At 74.6% G+C, this 14,170-nt stretch carries 15 protein-coding genes; all 15 read left to right on the forward strand.

The annotated features are described in order from the left end of the window. Window positions 1-19: 19 nt before the first annotated feature. The 15 genes from murC to VKK44_RS06645 all read left to right on the forward strand — a co-directional run bounded on the left by murC (window position 20) and on the right by VKK44_RS06645 (window position 14,169). A complete protein-coding gene (gene murC / locus VKK44_RS06575; RefSeq protein ID WP_343445946.1) occupies window positions 20-1,501 on the forward strand; it encodes a UDP-N-acetylmuramate--L-alanine ligase in 1,482 nt (493 codons plus the stop codon). After that, entirely contained in the window at window positions 1,498-2,316 is an 819-nt protein-coding gene (locus tag VKK44_RS06580; protein ID WP_343445947.1) for a cell division protein FtsQ/DivIB, read from the forward strand. The genes murC and VKK44_RS06580 overlap by 4 nt, the downstream gene beginning before the upstream one ends. Before the next feature lie 248 nt (window positions 2,317-2,564). Further along, on the forward strand, window positions 2,565-3,680 hold the full coding sequence (gene ftsZ / locus VKK44_RS06585) for a cell division protein FtsZ (protein ID WP_343445948.1): 1,116 nt from the start codon (window positions 2,565-2,567) through the stop codon (window positions 3,678-3,680). A gap of 9 nt (window positions 3,681-3,689) precedes the next feature. Further along, entirely contained in the window at window positions 3,690-4,436 is a 747-nt protein-coding gene (locus VKK44_RS06590) for a YggS family pyridoxal phosphate-dependent enzyme (RefSeq protein ID WP_343445949.1), read from the forward strand. Window positions 4,437-4,630: 194 nt separating this feature from the next. After that, window positions 4,631-5,338 (forward strand): cell division protein SepF, encoded by a 708-nt coding sequence (locus tag VKK44_RS06595; protein WP_343445950.1) that lies wholly within the window; start codon window positions 4,631-4,633, stop codon window positions 5,336-5,338. Between the two features lie 28 nt (window positions 5,339-5,366). After that, window positions 5,367-5,672 (forward strand): YggT family protein, encoded by a 306-nt coding sequence (locus tag VKK44_RS06600; RefSeq protein ID WP_091059628.1) that lies wholly within the window; start codon window positions 5,367-5,369, stop codon window positions 5,670-5,672. A gap of 41 nt (window positions 5,673-5,713) precedes the next feature. Beyond that, entirely contained in the window at window positions 5,714-6,520 is an 807-nt protein-coding gene (locus VKK44_RS06605; RefSeq protein WP_343445951.1) for a DivIVA domain-containing protein, read from the forward strand. A gap of 73 nt (window positions 6,521-6,593) precedes the next feature. Beyond that, a complete protein-coding gene (locus VKK44_RS06610; RefSeq protein ID WP_343445952.1) occupies window positions 6,594-7,427 on the forward strand; it encodes a hypothetical protein in 834 nt (277 codons plus the stop codon). A 2-nt stretch (window positions 7,428-7,429) separates the two neighbouring features. Next, window positions 7,430-7,738: a DUF167 domain-containing protein gene (locus tag VKK44_RS06615; protein WP_343445953.1), complete on the forward strand. Its 309-nt coding sequence runs from the start codon at window positions 7,430-7,432 to the stop codon at window positions 7,736-7,738. Between the two features lie 22 nt (window positions 7,739-7,760). Beyond that, the gene (locus tag VKK44_RS06620) at window positions 7,761-9,266 is read left to right on the forward strand and encodes a potassium/proton antiporter (protein WP_343445954.1); all 1,506 of its coding nucleotides are present in this window, start codon (window positions 7,761-7,763) and stop codon (window positions 9,264-9,266) included. 221 nt (window positions 9,267-9,487) lie between these two features. Further along, on the forward strand, window positions 9,488-9,907 hold the full coding sequence (locus tag VKK44_RS06625; protein ID WP_107157596.1) for a TraR/DksA family transcriptional regulator: 420 nt from the start codon (window positions 9,488-9,490) through the stop codon (window positions 9,905-9,907). A gap of 67 nt (window positions 9,908-9,974) precedes the next feature. Further along, on the forward strand, window positions 9,975-10,586 hold the full coding sequence (gene lspA, locus VKK44_RS06630; protein ID WP_343445955.1) for a signal peptidase II: 612 nt from the start codon (window positions 9,975-9,977) through the stop codon (window positions 10,584-10,586). Continuing rightward, window positions 10,583-11,527, forward strand: coding sequence for an RluA family pseudouridine synthase (locus tag VKK44_RS06635; protein WP_343445956.1), 945 nt, complete (start codon window positions 10,583-10,585; stop codon window positions 11,525-11,527). The genes lspA and VKK44_RS06635 overlap by 4 nt, the downstream gene beginning before the upstream one ends. 2 nt (window positions 11,528-11,529) lie before the next feature. Next, window positions 11,530-12,387, forward strand: a complete 858-nt coding sequence (locus VKK44_RS06640; RefSeq protein WP_343445957.1) for a hypothetical protein — start codon at window positions 11,530-11,532, stop codon at window positions 12,385-12,387. A gap of 141 nt (window positions 12,388-12,528) precedes the next feature. Further along, a complete protein-coding gene (locus tag VKK44_RS06645) occupies window positions 12,529-14,169 on the forward strand; it encodes an ATPase (protein ID WP_343445958.1) in 1,641 nt (546 codons plus the stop codon). Window position 14,170: the final 1 nt, after the last annotated feature.

The raw sequence follows: 14,170 nt of genomic DNA on the forward strand, positions 1-14,170 counted from the left end.
CGACGGGAAGGTACCCCTCATGAACACCGCGCAGTTCACGCCCGCCGGCACGATGACCGCGGAGGACCTGGGCCGCATCCACCTGATCGGGGTGGGCGGGGTCGGGATGGCCGGGCTGGCCCGGCTCTTCCTCACCCGTGGCCTGCCGGTCTCCGGCAGCGAGCTGCGGGAGTGGCCGTCGCTGGCCGGCCTGCGCGCGCTGGGTGGGACGATCCACTCCACGCACGAGGTGACCAACCTGGACGGGGTGGACACCGTCGTCTACTCCTCGGCCATCCCCCAGGACCACCTGGAGCTGGCCGAGGCGCGTCGTCGCGGGCTGCGCGTGCTGCACCGTTCCGAGGCGCTCGCGGCGGCGATGACCGGTCGTCGCACGGTGGCGGTGGCCGGCACGCACGGCAAGACGTCCACCACGTCGATGGTGACCATGGTGCTCCAGCAGGCCGGCGTCGATCCGTCCTTCGTCATCGGCGGGGAGATCTCCGAGGTCGGCTCCGGCGCGCACCACGGCACCGGCGAGCACTTCGTGGTCGAGGCGGACGAGAGCGACCGCTCCTTCCTCATCTACCGCCCGTACCTGTCGATCATCACGAACGTCGAGGCGGACCACCTCAACACGTACGGCGACCTGGCCACCCTGGAGGCGGCGTTCGCCGAGTTCGCCCGGCTCACCGACCCGGACGGCTTCATCGTGACCTGTGCCGACGACGCCGGTGGCCGGCGGCTGGCCGAGACGCTCCGGGCCGAGGGCCGTCGGGTGTGGACGTACGGCGAGTCCGCCGACGCCGACCTGCGGATGAGCGACGTGGTCTCCTCGGCGCAGGGCGTGCGCTACCTGGCCGAGGTCGAGGGCCGGTCGCTGGGCGAGATCCGGCTGTCCATGCCGGGCCGGCACATGGCGCTCAACAGCGCCGCCGCGGTGCTCGCCGCGTACCTGCTGGAGTTGCCGGTGGCGGCGGCGGAGGCCGCGCTCGGCGCGTTCCCCGGCGTGCGGCGGCGGTTCGAGCGCAAGGGCGTGGCGGACGGCGTGCTGGTCTACGACGAGTACGCCTACCACCCCACCTCGATGACGCTGGCGTTGCAGACGCTGCGGGAGGTGGCCGGCGACGGCCGGCTGATCGTGGTCTTCCAGCCCTACCGGCTCTACCGCACCCGTGACCTCCAGGCGGAGATCGCCGCCGCGCTCGGCATCGCCGACGAGCTGGTGCTGCTGGAGGTCTTCGGCCCCGGCGAGCCGCGCGAGCCCGGTGAGGGGTCGGTCGCGTTGATCGAGGCGGTGCCGCTGCCGGCGGACCGGAAGGTCTTCGTCGAGGCGTGGGACGACGTGCCGGCCGAGGTGGCCCGCCGGGCCCGCACCGGCGACGTGGTGGTGACCATGGGCGCGCCGCCGATCTCGCTGATGGGTGACCAACTGCTGGACGCCCTGCTGGCCCGCACCGACGGCGCCACGGCGCCCCGCGCCGGCGTCGGTCCGGACGGCGCGGCGGCCACCGCCGGATGAGTTCCGGCCCGGCCCGGGGCCGCACCCCCGGCCAGGACGGCGGCGCGGGGCGGCGCAGCCCGGTCCGGCGCTGGCAGCTGGTCCGGGCCGGGGCGGACGCCGTGCCACCGTCCACCCGTCGCTTCATGGCGCGGGCCCGGCAGCGGCGGATGCGTGCCGCGCTGCCGTGGGCGGTGACGGCGGCGGTGGCCGCGGTGGCCGCGCTGGTCGCCTGGACGGTGCTCGGCACCGGGCTGTTCGGGGTCCGCGACGTGCGGGTGGTCGGGGCGCGGCTGGTCACGCCGGTGGAGATCCGGGACGCCGCGGCGATTCCGGACGACACCCCGTTGGCGCGGGTGGACCTGACCGCGACCGCCCGTCGGGTGGGCACGCTGCCGCCGGTGGCGCGGGCCACGGTGGAGCGGGACTGGCCGGCGGCGCTGGTGATCCGGGTCGAGGAGCGGGTGCCGGTGGCCGCGGTGCCGCAGGGCGGGCGCTTCGCGGTCGTGGACGCCGCCGGGGTGGTCTTCCAACGCCTGGACCGGGCCCCGGACGGGTTGCCGCTGGTCCGGGTGGCCCGGCCCGGTCCGGACGACCCGGGCACCCGGGCCGGGCTGGCGGTGCTCGCCGCGCTCGGGGAGAAGCTGCGCGCCCAGGTGGTCACGGTGGACGTGGCCGGGCTGGCCCGGATCACGTTGCTGCTGCGCGACGACCGGCAGATCTTCTGGGGCGACGCCGCACGCAGCGCGGACAAGTCCGCGGTGGCGACCGCGTTGCTGCCGCGCCGGACGGCCCGGATCGACGTCAGCGCGCCGGACGTGGTCACCTTCCAGTGACCCGTCGCTCAGTGAACGGGCGCTGTGTGACCGGTCGCTCGGTCGGCGACACGCCGGAAAGGGTCCTTGGCTCCTGGCGCGGCGGCGCATACGTTGCCCCGAAGAGATCAGTGGTTGACATAACTCTAAGCCTCTAGTAGAGGGTGAGGGTTCTCCTCGTCGGATAGTTCGTCGGAGATGCTCCGCCGCTGGTCCGGCCAAGCCGTGTGGGGTCGGCCCATGCCAATCTCGAAGGGAAAGGACCGGAGATGACACCTCCGCACAACTACCTGGCGGTCATCAAGGTCGTCGGCATCGGGGGCGGCGGCGTGAACGCCGTCAACCGGATGATCGAGGTTGGGCTCAAGGGCGTCGAGTTCATCGCGATCAACACCGACGCGCAGGCGCTGCTGATGAGCGACGCCGACGTCAAGCTCGACGTCGGCCGGGAACTGACCCGGGGGCTGGGCGCCGGCGCGAACCCGGACGTCGGCAAGAACGCCGCCGAGGACCACCGCGACGAGATCGAGGAGGTGCTCAAGGGCGCCGACATGGTCTTCGTCACCTGTGGGGAGGGCGGCGGCACCGGCACCGGCGGCGCGCCGGTGGTGGCGAACATCGCCCGCAAGCTCGGCGCGCTCACCATCGGCGTGGTCACCCGGCCGTTCTCGTTCGAGGGTAAGCGCCGCCAGGTGCAGGCCGAGGCGGGCATCGAGGAGCTGCGCAACCAGTGCGACACGCTCATCGTGATCCCGAACGACCGGCTGCTCGCGCTCGGCGACCGCAACATCTCCATGATGGACGCGTTCCGCACCGCGGACCAGGTGCTCCTCTCCGGTGTCCAGGGCATCACCGACCTGATCACCACGCCCGGCCTGATCAACCTGGACTTCGCCGACGTCAAGAGCGTGATGAGCGGCGCGGGCAGCGCGCTCATGGGCATCGGCAGCGCCCGGGGCGAGAACCGCGCCGTCGAGGCGGCCGAGGCGGCCATCTCCAGCCCGCTGCTGGAGCAGAGCATGGACGGCGCGCGCGGCGTGCTGCTCTCCATCGCCGGCGGCTCGGATCTCGGCCTGTTCGAGATCAACGACGCGGCGCAGCTGGTCACCGACGCGGCCCACCCGGACGCCAACATCATCTTCGGCGCGGTCATCGACGACGCGCTCGGCGACGAGGTGCGCGTGACGGTGATCGCGGCCGGCTTCGACGGCGGCACCCCGGCCTACAAGGCGGTCGACCCGCCGCGTAAGAGCAACCAGAACCCGCCCACCCAGCCGAACGCGCCGACGAACCCGCCGGCCACCATGCCGGCGCCGCAGCAGCCGTCGCGCCGGGTGCTCTTCGACGACGTCGACGTGCCCGACTTCCTCAAGAACGGGTCCTGAGCCGCGCCGATGACGGACTTCTCCATCGCGGTGCGACCCGAGCGTCGCGTCGAGCTCGCGGCCGGCCTGACCCGGGTCCGGGCCCGGATCGCCGACGCCTGCGCGGCGGCCGGCCGCCCCGCCGACGAGGTCACCCTGGTCGCGGTGACCAAGACGTACCCGGCCGCCGACGTGGTCGCGTTGGCCGGGCTCGGCGTGACCGACGTGGGGGAGAACCGGGACCAGGAGGCGGCCGGAAAGGCGGCGGCGGTGGCCGGCGTCGGGACGGTGCCGCGCTGGCACTTCATCGGGCAGTTGCAGCGCAACAAGGCCCGCTCGGTGGTCCGGTACGCCGACGTGGTCCAGTCGGTGGACAGCGTGCGGCTGGCGGCGGCCCTGGACACCGCCGCGACCGGTGCCCGGGACCGCCCGCTGGACGTGCTGGTGCAGGTGAGCGTGGACGGCGACCCGGCCCGGGGTGGCGCGCTGCCGGGTGTGGCCGATCCGGAGCGGGGCCTCGACCGGGTGGCCGCCGCGGTGGCCGGGGCCGGCGGGCTGCGGCTGGCCGGCCTGATGGCGGTGGCCCCACTCGGCTGGGAACCGGACCGGGCGTTCGCCCGGTTGGCCGAGGTGGCGGCGCGGCTGCGCGCCGACCATCCGGGCGCGTCGGTGCTGTCGGCGGGGATGAGCGGCGACCTGGAGAGCGCGATCCGCCACGGCGCGACACATGTCCGCGTCGGCAGCGCGTTGCTCGGAATGCGCCCCACGCTGGGGTAGCCTGGCCCGGACGGAAGCAAATTACATCAGTGTTGTTCAGGACGGCGTCTCCCGTAGCCGGGGGCCGTGGCGGGCGGGCCGCGAACCGCACGTCAGGGGATTGCCGGTCCGGTCCGGTGGGCATGATCGTCCACTCGTGATCAAGCGACACGGCACGGGGGCGCGTGCCGCACGGCGGACGGAAGGGCGCGGGGATGGGTGCACTGCGCAAGGCGGGGGTCTGGCTCGGTCTCGTCGAGGAGGACGACGAGCGGGCGTACGAGGACGGTGGCTACGACAAGGGTGGCTACCGGGACTCGTCGCGCTACCGGTCGAGCCGGTACGCCGAGGAGTTCGCCGACGAGGACGACGAGGAGTCGGAGGAGCCGCCGGCGCCCCGGACCCGGGCCGGTGACCGGGGCCGGCTGACCGAGCGTGCCACGGGCCGCGCGGTCGACACCGACCGCTCCGAGGTCGAGCGCCCGGAGCGGTCCGAGCGGGCCGAGCGGGCCAGTGTCCGGTCCATCACCCGGTCCTCCACCGGCGAGAGTTCCGGCGCGTTGTCGTACCACACCCGAGACAACCTCGCCCTGGCGCCGCAGGCCCCGCCGCGCGAGCGGGCGGTGGTCCCGGAGGACGAGCAGCGCTACCAGATCACCACGCTGCACCCGACCACGTACCGCGAGGCGCGGACCATCGGCGAGCACTTCCGGGACGGCGTTCCCGTGATCATCAATCTCACCGAGATGGACGAGGCGGACGCCCGCCGACTGGTCGACTTCGCCGCCGGGCTCGCGTTCGGCCTGCGCGGTACGATCGAGCGCGTGACCAACCGGGTGTTCCTGCTCTCACCGGCCAATGTCCAGGTCACCGCGGAGGACAAGGCCAAGATCGCTGAGGGCGGCTTTTTCAGCCTGAGCTAGCCCGCACGACCGAGGGACGTCGCCTACCGTGTTGTCGATCCTGTTCCAGGTGCTCTACCTGCTGCTGTATTTCTTCCTGCTTGTCCTGTTGGCTCGATTTGTTCTCGGGGCCGTGCTGGCCTACGGTCGCCGTTGGCAACCGGGGCGGGGGGCATCGGCGGGACTGGAAGTCGTGTGGAGCGTCACTGATCCGCCCCTGCGAGCGTTGAGGCGTGTGATCCCACCACTGCGAATTGGTACCGTGAGCATCGACCTGGCCTCCCTTGTGCTCCTGGTTATCCTGTTCGTGCTGATGGAGTTCGTGTTACAGCGCCTGATCGTGGCGTTCGCCTGACCAGAGCGCTTTCGCGGCCGCAACTGACCCGAGGAGTTTCGATGCCGCTGACCCCGGCCGACGTCCACAACGTCGCCTTCAAAAAGCCGCCGATCGGCAAGCGGGGGTACGACGAGGAGGAGGTCGACGCCTTCCTGGACGAGGTCGAGCGTGAGCTGGCCCGTCTGATCGAGGAGAACAACGAGCTGCGCGCCCAGGTGGAGCGCGGCGGTCGGGGTGGCGCACCCGCCGGCCCCGGCGGCGACGCCCGGCTCGCGGCGGAGCTCAACGACGTCAAGGCCCAGCTCGACCGCGTGCAGCGCGACAAGGCGGCGGCCGAGCAGGCGGCCCGCGCGATGCAGGCCGAGCTGGAGCAGGTCCGCACCCAGGGTGGCCCGGTGGGCGTGACCGGGGACGGCGAGCAGCAGGCGCTGCGGGTGCTCATGATGGCCCAGCGCACCGCCGACGACCACGTCTCCGACGCCCGGCGCGAGGCCGACAGCCTGCTCTCCGAGGCGCGGTCCAAGGCCGAGGAGGTCACCCGCGAGGCGCGGGCCAAGGCCGACGCCCTGGAGCGGGACGCCCGCCAGCGGCACCAGGAGGCCATGGGCGGCCTGGACGCCAAGCGCACCGCGCTGTCGAAGCACATCGAGGAGCTCAAGCAGTTCGAGCGCGAGTACCGCACGCGCCTCAAGGCGTACCTGGAGAGCCAGCTGCGGGACCTCGACGGTCGTGGCCAGGGCATCGAGGTCGAGATGAACCGCGAGGGCACCCGTGCCGTCGGCGGCAGCAACGGCCTCGCCACCGCCGGCCTCGCCGGATCCTTCGGCGGTGGCCGCGGCGCCGGCTCGCTGGAGTCCGGCCGCTGATCTCGCGTCGGTGGCCGTCCTCGTGGCGGCCACCGACGGCACCAGTCCGACACGACGGGGCCGGGGGTGAGCCGTGATAGCCGCCAGCGTCCTGCTCATCCTCGTCGCGGTCGTGCTGCTGGTGGTCGGGTTGGCCGGTGGGTCCAGCCCGCTGCTGATCGTCTCGATCGCGGCCAGCCTGCTGTCCGCCGTCGCCTTCGTCGTGTTCGCCCGCCAGGCGGCCGCGACCCGGGCCACGGCGGGCCGGGAGGCCGGGCCGCGTTCCCGGACCGCACCCACCGGCCCGTCCCCGGACGAGCCGGTGAGCCCGGTCCCGCACCACACGTCCACGGTCGGTGCCGGTGGACCCGGGTGGCGGCAACCGCCCGGGCCGCCGGTGGCCGAGCCGTACGTTCCACCCGCCCGCGCCTACTCGCCGCCGGACGCCCCGGCCACCGGGGTCTACCCGCCGTCGGCCGAGCCGTCCACCGGGGTCTACCCGCCGTCGGCCGAACCGGGCACCCTCGGGTATCCGCCGTCGGCCGAACCGGACGCCCCGTCGGCCGGCGCCTACTCGCCGCCGGTGGGGCCGGACGCCACGCCGTCCGCGGCCTACCCGCCGGTCGAGCCGGAGGTCGCGCCGCCGGCGGCCGAGCCGGCGCCCACCTCGCCCGGCCCGGGCGGGCCGCTCGACGGCGACCCGCCGGCCGAGTTCCTCTCCGCGGGGGAGGTCGCCCGGCTGGTGCGACTGCCCGACGAGGTCCGGGTGGTCGACGGCCACCCCCGGTTCCACCTGGCCGACTGCCCCCACCTGGTGGGCCGGCCGGACGAGCCGGTGCCGGTCGCCGAGGCGGTCGGGCTGGGCTTCACGCCGTGCGCGTACTGCGCCGCCGCCACCACGCTGCTCACCGACGACCGGCCACGCTGACCATGATCGCCCCGGACACCCCGCTCACCGTCGCGGTGCGCGTGAAGCCCGGCGCGGCCCGGGCCCGGGTCGGTGGCCGGTTCGACGGGCCGTACGGCCCGGCCCTGGTCGTCGCCGTGCACGCGCCGGCGGTGGACGGCCGGGCCACCGAGGCGGCCCGGCGGGCGCTGGCCGACGCGCTCGGCGTCCGGCCGGCGGTGGTGTCGCTGCGCTCCGGCGCGGCCAGCCGGGACAAGCTCTTCCTGGTCGAGTGCCCGGCCGAGGGGCTGCCCGAGGTGCTGCGTCGGCTGCGCGACGGCAGCGCCGGGTGAGGATCCGGCGGGCCGGTACGCGATGACGCCGGGGCTGAACCTCGCGCTGCTGGTGGGTGCCGCCGTGCTGCTGGTCGCGGTGGGCGCGGTGCGCTTCTCCACCCGGCTCGGCGTGCCCAGCCTCCTGGTCTACCTGGCGCTCGGCGTGCTCATCGGCGAGGCGGGCCTGGGCATCCACTTCGACGACGTCGAGCTGACCCGGGTGCTCGGCTTCTGCGCGCTCATCGTGATCATCGCCGAGGGCGGCCTGAGCGCGCGGTGGAGCACGCTGCGGCCGGTGCTCGGCCTGGCGGCCGTGCTCTCCACGGTCGGCGTCGTGGTCAGCATCGTGGTCGTCGGCATGGTGGTGCACCTGCTGCTCGGCCTGGACTGGCGGCTGGCCCTGCTCTACGGGGCGGTGCTCTCCTCCACCGACGCCGCGGCGGTCTTCGCCACGCTGCGCCGGCTGCGCCTGCCGCCCCGGTTGGTGGCCACGCTGGAGGCCGAGTCCGGGATGAACGACGCCCCGGTGGTCCTGCTGGTGCTGCTGCTGTCCCGGGCCGGGGCGGAGGCGGCGCACCCCTGGTGGTACGAGGCGCTGCTGCTCGGGTACGAGCTGGGCGTCGGCGTGGCGGTCGGCGTGGGCGCGGGCCTGGCCGGGCGGTACGTCCTGCGTCGTGCCGCGCTGCCCTCGGCCGGCCTCTACCCGATCGCGGTGGTGGGTTTCACCGTGCTGGCGTACGCGGCCGGCTCGGTGCTGCACGCCTCGGGCTTCCTCGCCGTCTACGTGGCCGGGGTGCTGCTCGGCAATTCGAACCTGCCGCACCGGCAGGCCATCCTCGGGTTCGCCGACGGGTTGGCCTGGCTGGCCCAGATCGGCCTGTTCGTGCTGCTCGGCCTGCTGGTCTCACCGAGCCGGCTGGACGCCGCGGTGCTGCCGGCCGTGATCACCGGGCTGGCTCTGCTGCTGTTCGCCCGGCCGCTGTCGGTGGCGGTCTCCGCGCTGCCGTTCCGGGTCTCCCGGCGTGAGCAGCTCTTCCTCTCCTGGGCCGGACTGCGCGGCGCGGTGCCGATCGTGCTGGCCACCATCCCGCTGTCGCTGCGGGTGCCGGGCGCGGACCGGCTCTTCGACGCGGTCTTCGTGCTGGTGGTGATCTTCACGCTGCTCCAGGCCGGCACGCTCGCGCCGGCCGCGCGCCGGTTGGGCGTGACCGCGCCGGCGGAGGCGAGCGAGATCCTGCTGGAGACCGCCCCGCTGGAGCGGATGCGGGCCGACCTGCTCCAGGTGGAGGTGCCGCCGGGCTCCCGGCTGGGCGGGGTGCACGTGGACGAGCTGCGGCTGCCGGTGGGCGCCGCGGTCACGCTGGTGCTGCGCGACGGGGTCGGTTTCGTGCCCGGCCCGGACACCCGGCTCAAGGTGGGCGACAGCCTGCTCATCGTGGCCACCGCCGGGGTGCGGGACGCCGCGGAGCGGCGGTTGCGGGCGGTCAGTCGCCGCGGTCGCCTGGCCCGGTGGTTTGGGGAGTACGGCGAGGACCGGACCGGCTGATCTGCTAGCGTTCCTTTTGCCCCGATAGTTGGCAGTTCGGGGCGGAAAATCGGGGCGACGGTGCGGCACGTTGTCGGACGCCTGTACGTTCCGTATTCTTGCCAACCTCCGGAGTGCACGGCGGGGTCGCCGTGTGCCCCGTTCCGTACGCGGGGGGACGCGCCGGTGCCCCCTGCCCACGTACCGCTGACCGCCGCGCCATGCGGCTGAGGGAGCTGACGATGGCGAAGCCAGCCGACACCAGGACCGCCGGTCGCAAGCCGGTGGCGAAGGCCACCCGCAGCGCGGCGGAGACCGAGAAGATCCGGGCCGCGCTGGCGGCGCGGCGGGACGAGCTGAACGCCGAGTACGATCAGACGCTGAGCGAGATCACCGAGCTGCAACGCGACCGGCTGACCGACTCGGCCGGGGACGACCAGGCCGACACCGGCACCAAGACGTTCGAGCGTGAGCAGGAGATCTCTCTCGCCAACAGCATCAAGGAGCGGATCACGCAGGTCGAGCGCGCACTGGAGCGTCTCGACGAGGGTGGCTACGGCTGGTGCGAGCGGTGCGGCAACCCGATCCCGGTGGAGCGGCTCGCCGCGTTCCCGTCGGCCACCCTCTGCGTGAGCTGCAAGCAGCTGGCGGAGCGGCGCTGACGCCCGTTCCCCGGCGGCCGAACCGCAGACGGTGACCGCCACCGTCGCGAACGTCGATGGGGAGCAGATGACCGCAGCACCGCCCGCCGGGTCCGGCACCACCTTCTCGGGTGCCGGCGCGCCCCGCCGCAAGGCGGTCGGCCTGCTGCTCGGCGTCTCCCTGGTCTCGCTCCTGGCGGACCTGGGCACGAAGCAGCTCGCGCTCGCCGAGCTGACCGGACGGGAGCCGGTGTCGCTGCTCGGCGGCGCCGTCTACCTCACCCTCACCCGCAACAGCGGCGCCGCCTGGAGCATCGGCTCGGACCACACCTGGGTCTTTCCGTTGATCACGATCGGCGTGATCGGCTGGATCGCCTGGATGGCGTTGCGGCTGCGCTCGCTGCCGTGGGCGGTGTCGCTGGGCCTGGTGCTGGGCGGGGCGCTGGGCAACCTCACCGACCGGATCTTCCGGGCGCCGGGGCACTTCGTCGGCCACGTGGTCGACATGATCAGCCTGTTCGACCCGTACGGCCAGGTCTGGCCGGTGTTCAACCTGGCCGACAGCTCGCTGGTCTGCGGCGTGGTGCTGGCTGTCTTCCTGGAGCTGACCGGCCGGCAGCGCGACGGCTCCCGGGCCGGCGCGGAACCGGCCGGCGCCGACGCCCCCGCCGACGGGGCCGACGAGAAGGAGCGCGCGTGACCACCGCGTACGCCACCGGCGGCGACCACCGCTCCCTGCCGGTCCCGGACGGGCTCGACGGCATGCGGCTGGACCAGGCCGTGTCCCGGCTGTTCGGGCTGTCCCGCACCGCCGCGGCGGCGCTGGTGGACGCCGGGGACGCGCTCGTCGACGGCGTGGTCCGGGCCAACTCGCACAAGGTGAAGGCCGGCGCCTGGCTGGAGGTCACGCTGCCCGCCCCGGCCGCCCCGCCGACCGTGGTGCCGCAGGCCGTGCCCGGCCTGACAGTGGTCTACGCCGACGACGACATCGTGGTGGTCGACAAGCCGGTCGGGGTGGCCGCGCACCCGAGCCCCGGCTGGACCGGCCCGACCGTGATCGGCGGGCTGGCCGGTATCGGCCACCGCATCTCCACCAGCGGCGCCGCCGAGCGGCAGGGCGTGGTGCACCGGCTCGACGTGGGCACCACCGGGATCATGGCGGTGGCCAAGAGCGAGCTGGCCTACACCGCGTTGAAGCGCGCCTTCAAGGAACGCGAGGTGGAGAAGCGCTACCACGCCGTGGTGCAGGGCCACCCGGACCCGCTGCGCGGCACCATCGACGCGCCGATCGACAGGCACCCGCACCACGACTACCGGTGGGCGGTGGTCTCCGGTGGCAAGCCGAGCATCACGCACTACGACACGCTGGAGGCGTTCCCCTCGGCCAGCCTGCTCGACGTGCGGCTGGAGACCGGGCGTACGCACCAGATCCGGGTGCACTTCTCCACCCTGCGGCACCCCTGCGTGGGCGACCTGACCTACGGCGCGGACCCGACCCTGTCGGCCCGGCTCAAGCTGTCCCGGCAGTGGCTGCACGCCCGCTCGTTGAGTTTCCGGCACCCGCGCACCGGCGACGAGGTCACGTTCGTCAGCGACTACCCGGACGACCTGGCCCGGGCGCTGGAGATCCTGCGCGACTGACCGTGGACGACGACGGGACCACGCCGCCGCGTCGCTCGCGTGCCGCGGCGCTCACCTGGCTCGCGCTCGGCTGCGCGCTGCTGGTGCTGGTGGTGGCCGTCGCGCAGCGGCGGGACCGGCCGGTCGGTGACCGCACGGTCGGCGAGGTGACCCGCGTCGGGGTGGCCGCCGGCGGGTCCGTCCCGGCGTACCAGCGTGCCGCCGGCGCGGAGCTGGCCCGGCTCGACGCGCCGGACGGCTGGGCGCTCGTCACGTTCGCCGCCTACCTGACGCCGGCCCGGGTGGCGACCGCGCTGGCCGGGACGTCGGTCTCGGCGGTGATCGCGCGCGTGCCGCTGCCCGGCCGGCAGACCGAGATCGTCCGGATCGCCGCGCTGCGGCTGCCCGACGACGTGGTCGGCGGGATGGCCGGGGTCGCCGCGCGCAAGGACCGGGAGGCCGCCGACTACCGGGCCCGCGCCGCCGCCCCGGCCGCCGCCGCCGATCCCGGGCTCCGTCGGGAGTACGACACCGGCGCCGCGGTCGCGGCCCGGGAGGCGGCCGGCTACCGGGCCGGGTGCGCCTGTGTCTACGCCGCCGTGGTCCGGGCCGCCCCGGACGCGCTGCGCGCGCTCGCCGACCGCCCCGGCGTACGGGTGGTGGACCCGGCGCCGGAGGTGACCCGGCTGGACCGGACCGTGTTCACCCCGCCGCTGCCCGAGCAGCGCGACGTGGCCCGGCCACCGGCCGACACCGGGCCGGCGTCGGGCGGCGAAATGGTCGATTCGTCGGAATCCGCACCGACAGTGAGCGGACCTTCACCGGCCGGCCGTCCACCGGTCACCGGCCCCGGCCCACCCAATCCCACTCCCACCTCCTGAGACGCCCGGGTGCGCGCCCGTCCACCGGATGCCACGGTGAGGAGAGCCACCGGGCGATGTGCGGCGCGGGGAGTGGTCCGAATAGGGTTTCGTTCGTAGCCTGTCAGGCGTCAGATCGATGGGCTGGGGGAGGGCGAATCCTTGGACGGCAGCGAGACCGGCTGGGGTCGGCAGGGTGAGCCGGCACCGCGGTGGCGGGCGCTGCTCGACCGGGCCCGGCTCGGCGGTCGCGGCGCGGAGCACGCCGACGCCGACCGGCACGCCGAGGAATCCGTCCCGCCGCCCCCCGAAGCGCTGCCCCGCCGTGGCGCGGGCACCGGCTGGACCGGCCGCGCCGCCCCCGTCGGCCGCGCCGCCGACGGGTCGTACGGCGCCGAACCCGGCTACCGGGCCGAGGCCACGTTCCGGGTGGACCCGGCCTTCCGCGCCGACCCGCGCTACGACGGCGAGCCGGCGTACCGGGCGGAACCGGCGTACCGCGCCGACCCGGAGCCGCTGGCCGAGCCGTCCTGGCGGGCCGAGCCGTCCTACGCCCCGGAACCGCGCGAGCCGTCCTGGCGGGCCGACCCGTCCTACGCCGCGGAGCCGCCGGTCGAGCCGCGCGAGCCGTCCTGGCGGGCCGACCCGTCCTACGCCGCGGAGCCGCCGGTCGAGCCACGCGAGCCGTCCTGGCGGGCCGACCCGACCTACCCCGCGGAGCCGCCGGCCGAGGCGTCCTGGCGGGCCGAGCCGGAGCCGCGCGGGCGGGCCGAGGCGCCGGTAGAGTCGCGATACTCCCTGCTCGACGGCGGCTACCGGCCCGCACCGCCGCCCGCGGAGTCCCGCTACGCGTTGCTGGACCGCGGCCGGTACCGGCCCGGGCTCCCACCGGCGCCGGAACCACCTGTGGTGCCCACCCCGCGCCGGTCGGTCGAGGCGCGGCCGGGCCGGATCGAGGCGGCCCCGGCGCGGTGGCGCGCGCCCTCGCCGGACGCCGAGCTGGAACGGGCCACCGGCGTGCTCCGCCGCGAACTGGGCACCCCCCGGGTGCTCGCGTTCGCCAACCCCAAGGGCGGGGTGCACAAGACCACCGCCACCGTGCTCGCTGCCGCGACCGTGGGCAGCGTACGCGGGCGCGGCGTGCTCGCCTGGGACGACAACGAGCTCCGGGGCACGCTTGGCCTGCGCGCCGGCAGCGCCCGGCACGCCCGCACCATCCGCCACCTGGTCCACGACCTGGCGCAGATCGAGATCCTCGAGGGCGACACCCTGCTGGCGCACCTCGACGACTACCTGCGGCACGCCGCCGACGGCTCGTACGACGTGCTGGCCGGCGAGGAGAGCCCGCGCTTCGCCCAGCGCCTCGACCAGTTCACCGTCAAGCGGGTGCTGGAGCTGCTGCGCCGCACCCACGAGGTGGTCTGCGTGGACACCGGCAACAACGTGGAGAGCCCGAACTGGCGCACCGTCATGCAGGCCGCCGACCAGCTCGTGGTGACCACCGTGCCGCGTGAGGACGCCGCCTTCAGCGCGGACTGGATGCTCGACCTGCTGCACGAGGTGGGCATGGGCGAGCTGGCCGACAACGCGGTCACGCTGATCTCCTGCCCGACGCCGGGACGCACCTCGCTCCAGGACGACCTGGAACGGCACTTCGCCACCCGTACCCGGGCGGTCACCGTGGTGCCCTACGACCCGGCGCTGGAGACCGGCTCCTCGATCGAGTACCACCAGCTCCAGGCCGAGACCCGCCACGCCTGGCTCAAGGCGGCCGCGGTGATGGTGGAGCCGTTCGCGCGCTGAG

It is taken from the genome of Micromonospora sp. DSM 45708 (assembly GCF_039566955.1).
In the GTDB taxonomy this organism is placed as follows: domain Bacteria; phylum Actinomycetota; class Actinomycetes; order Mycobacteriales; family Micromonosporaceae; genus Micromonospora.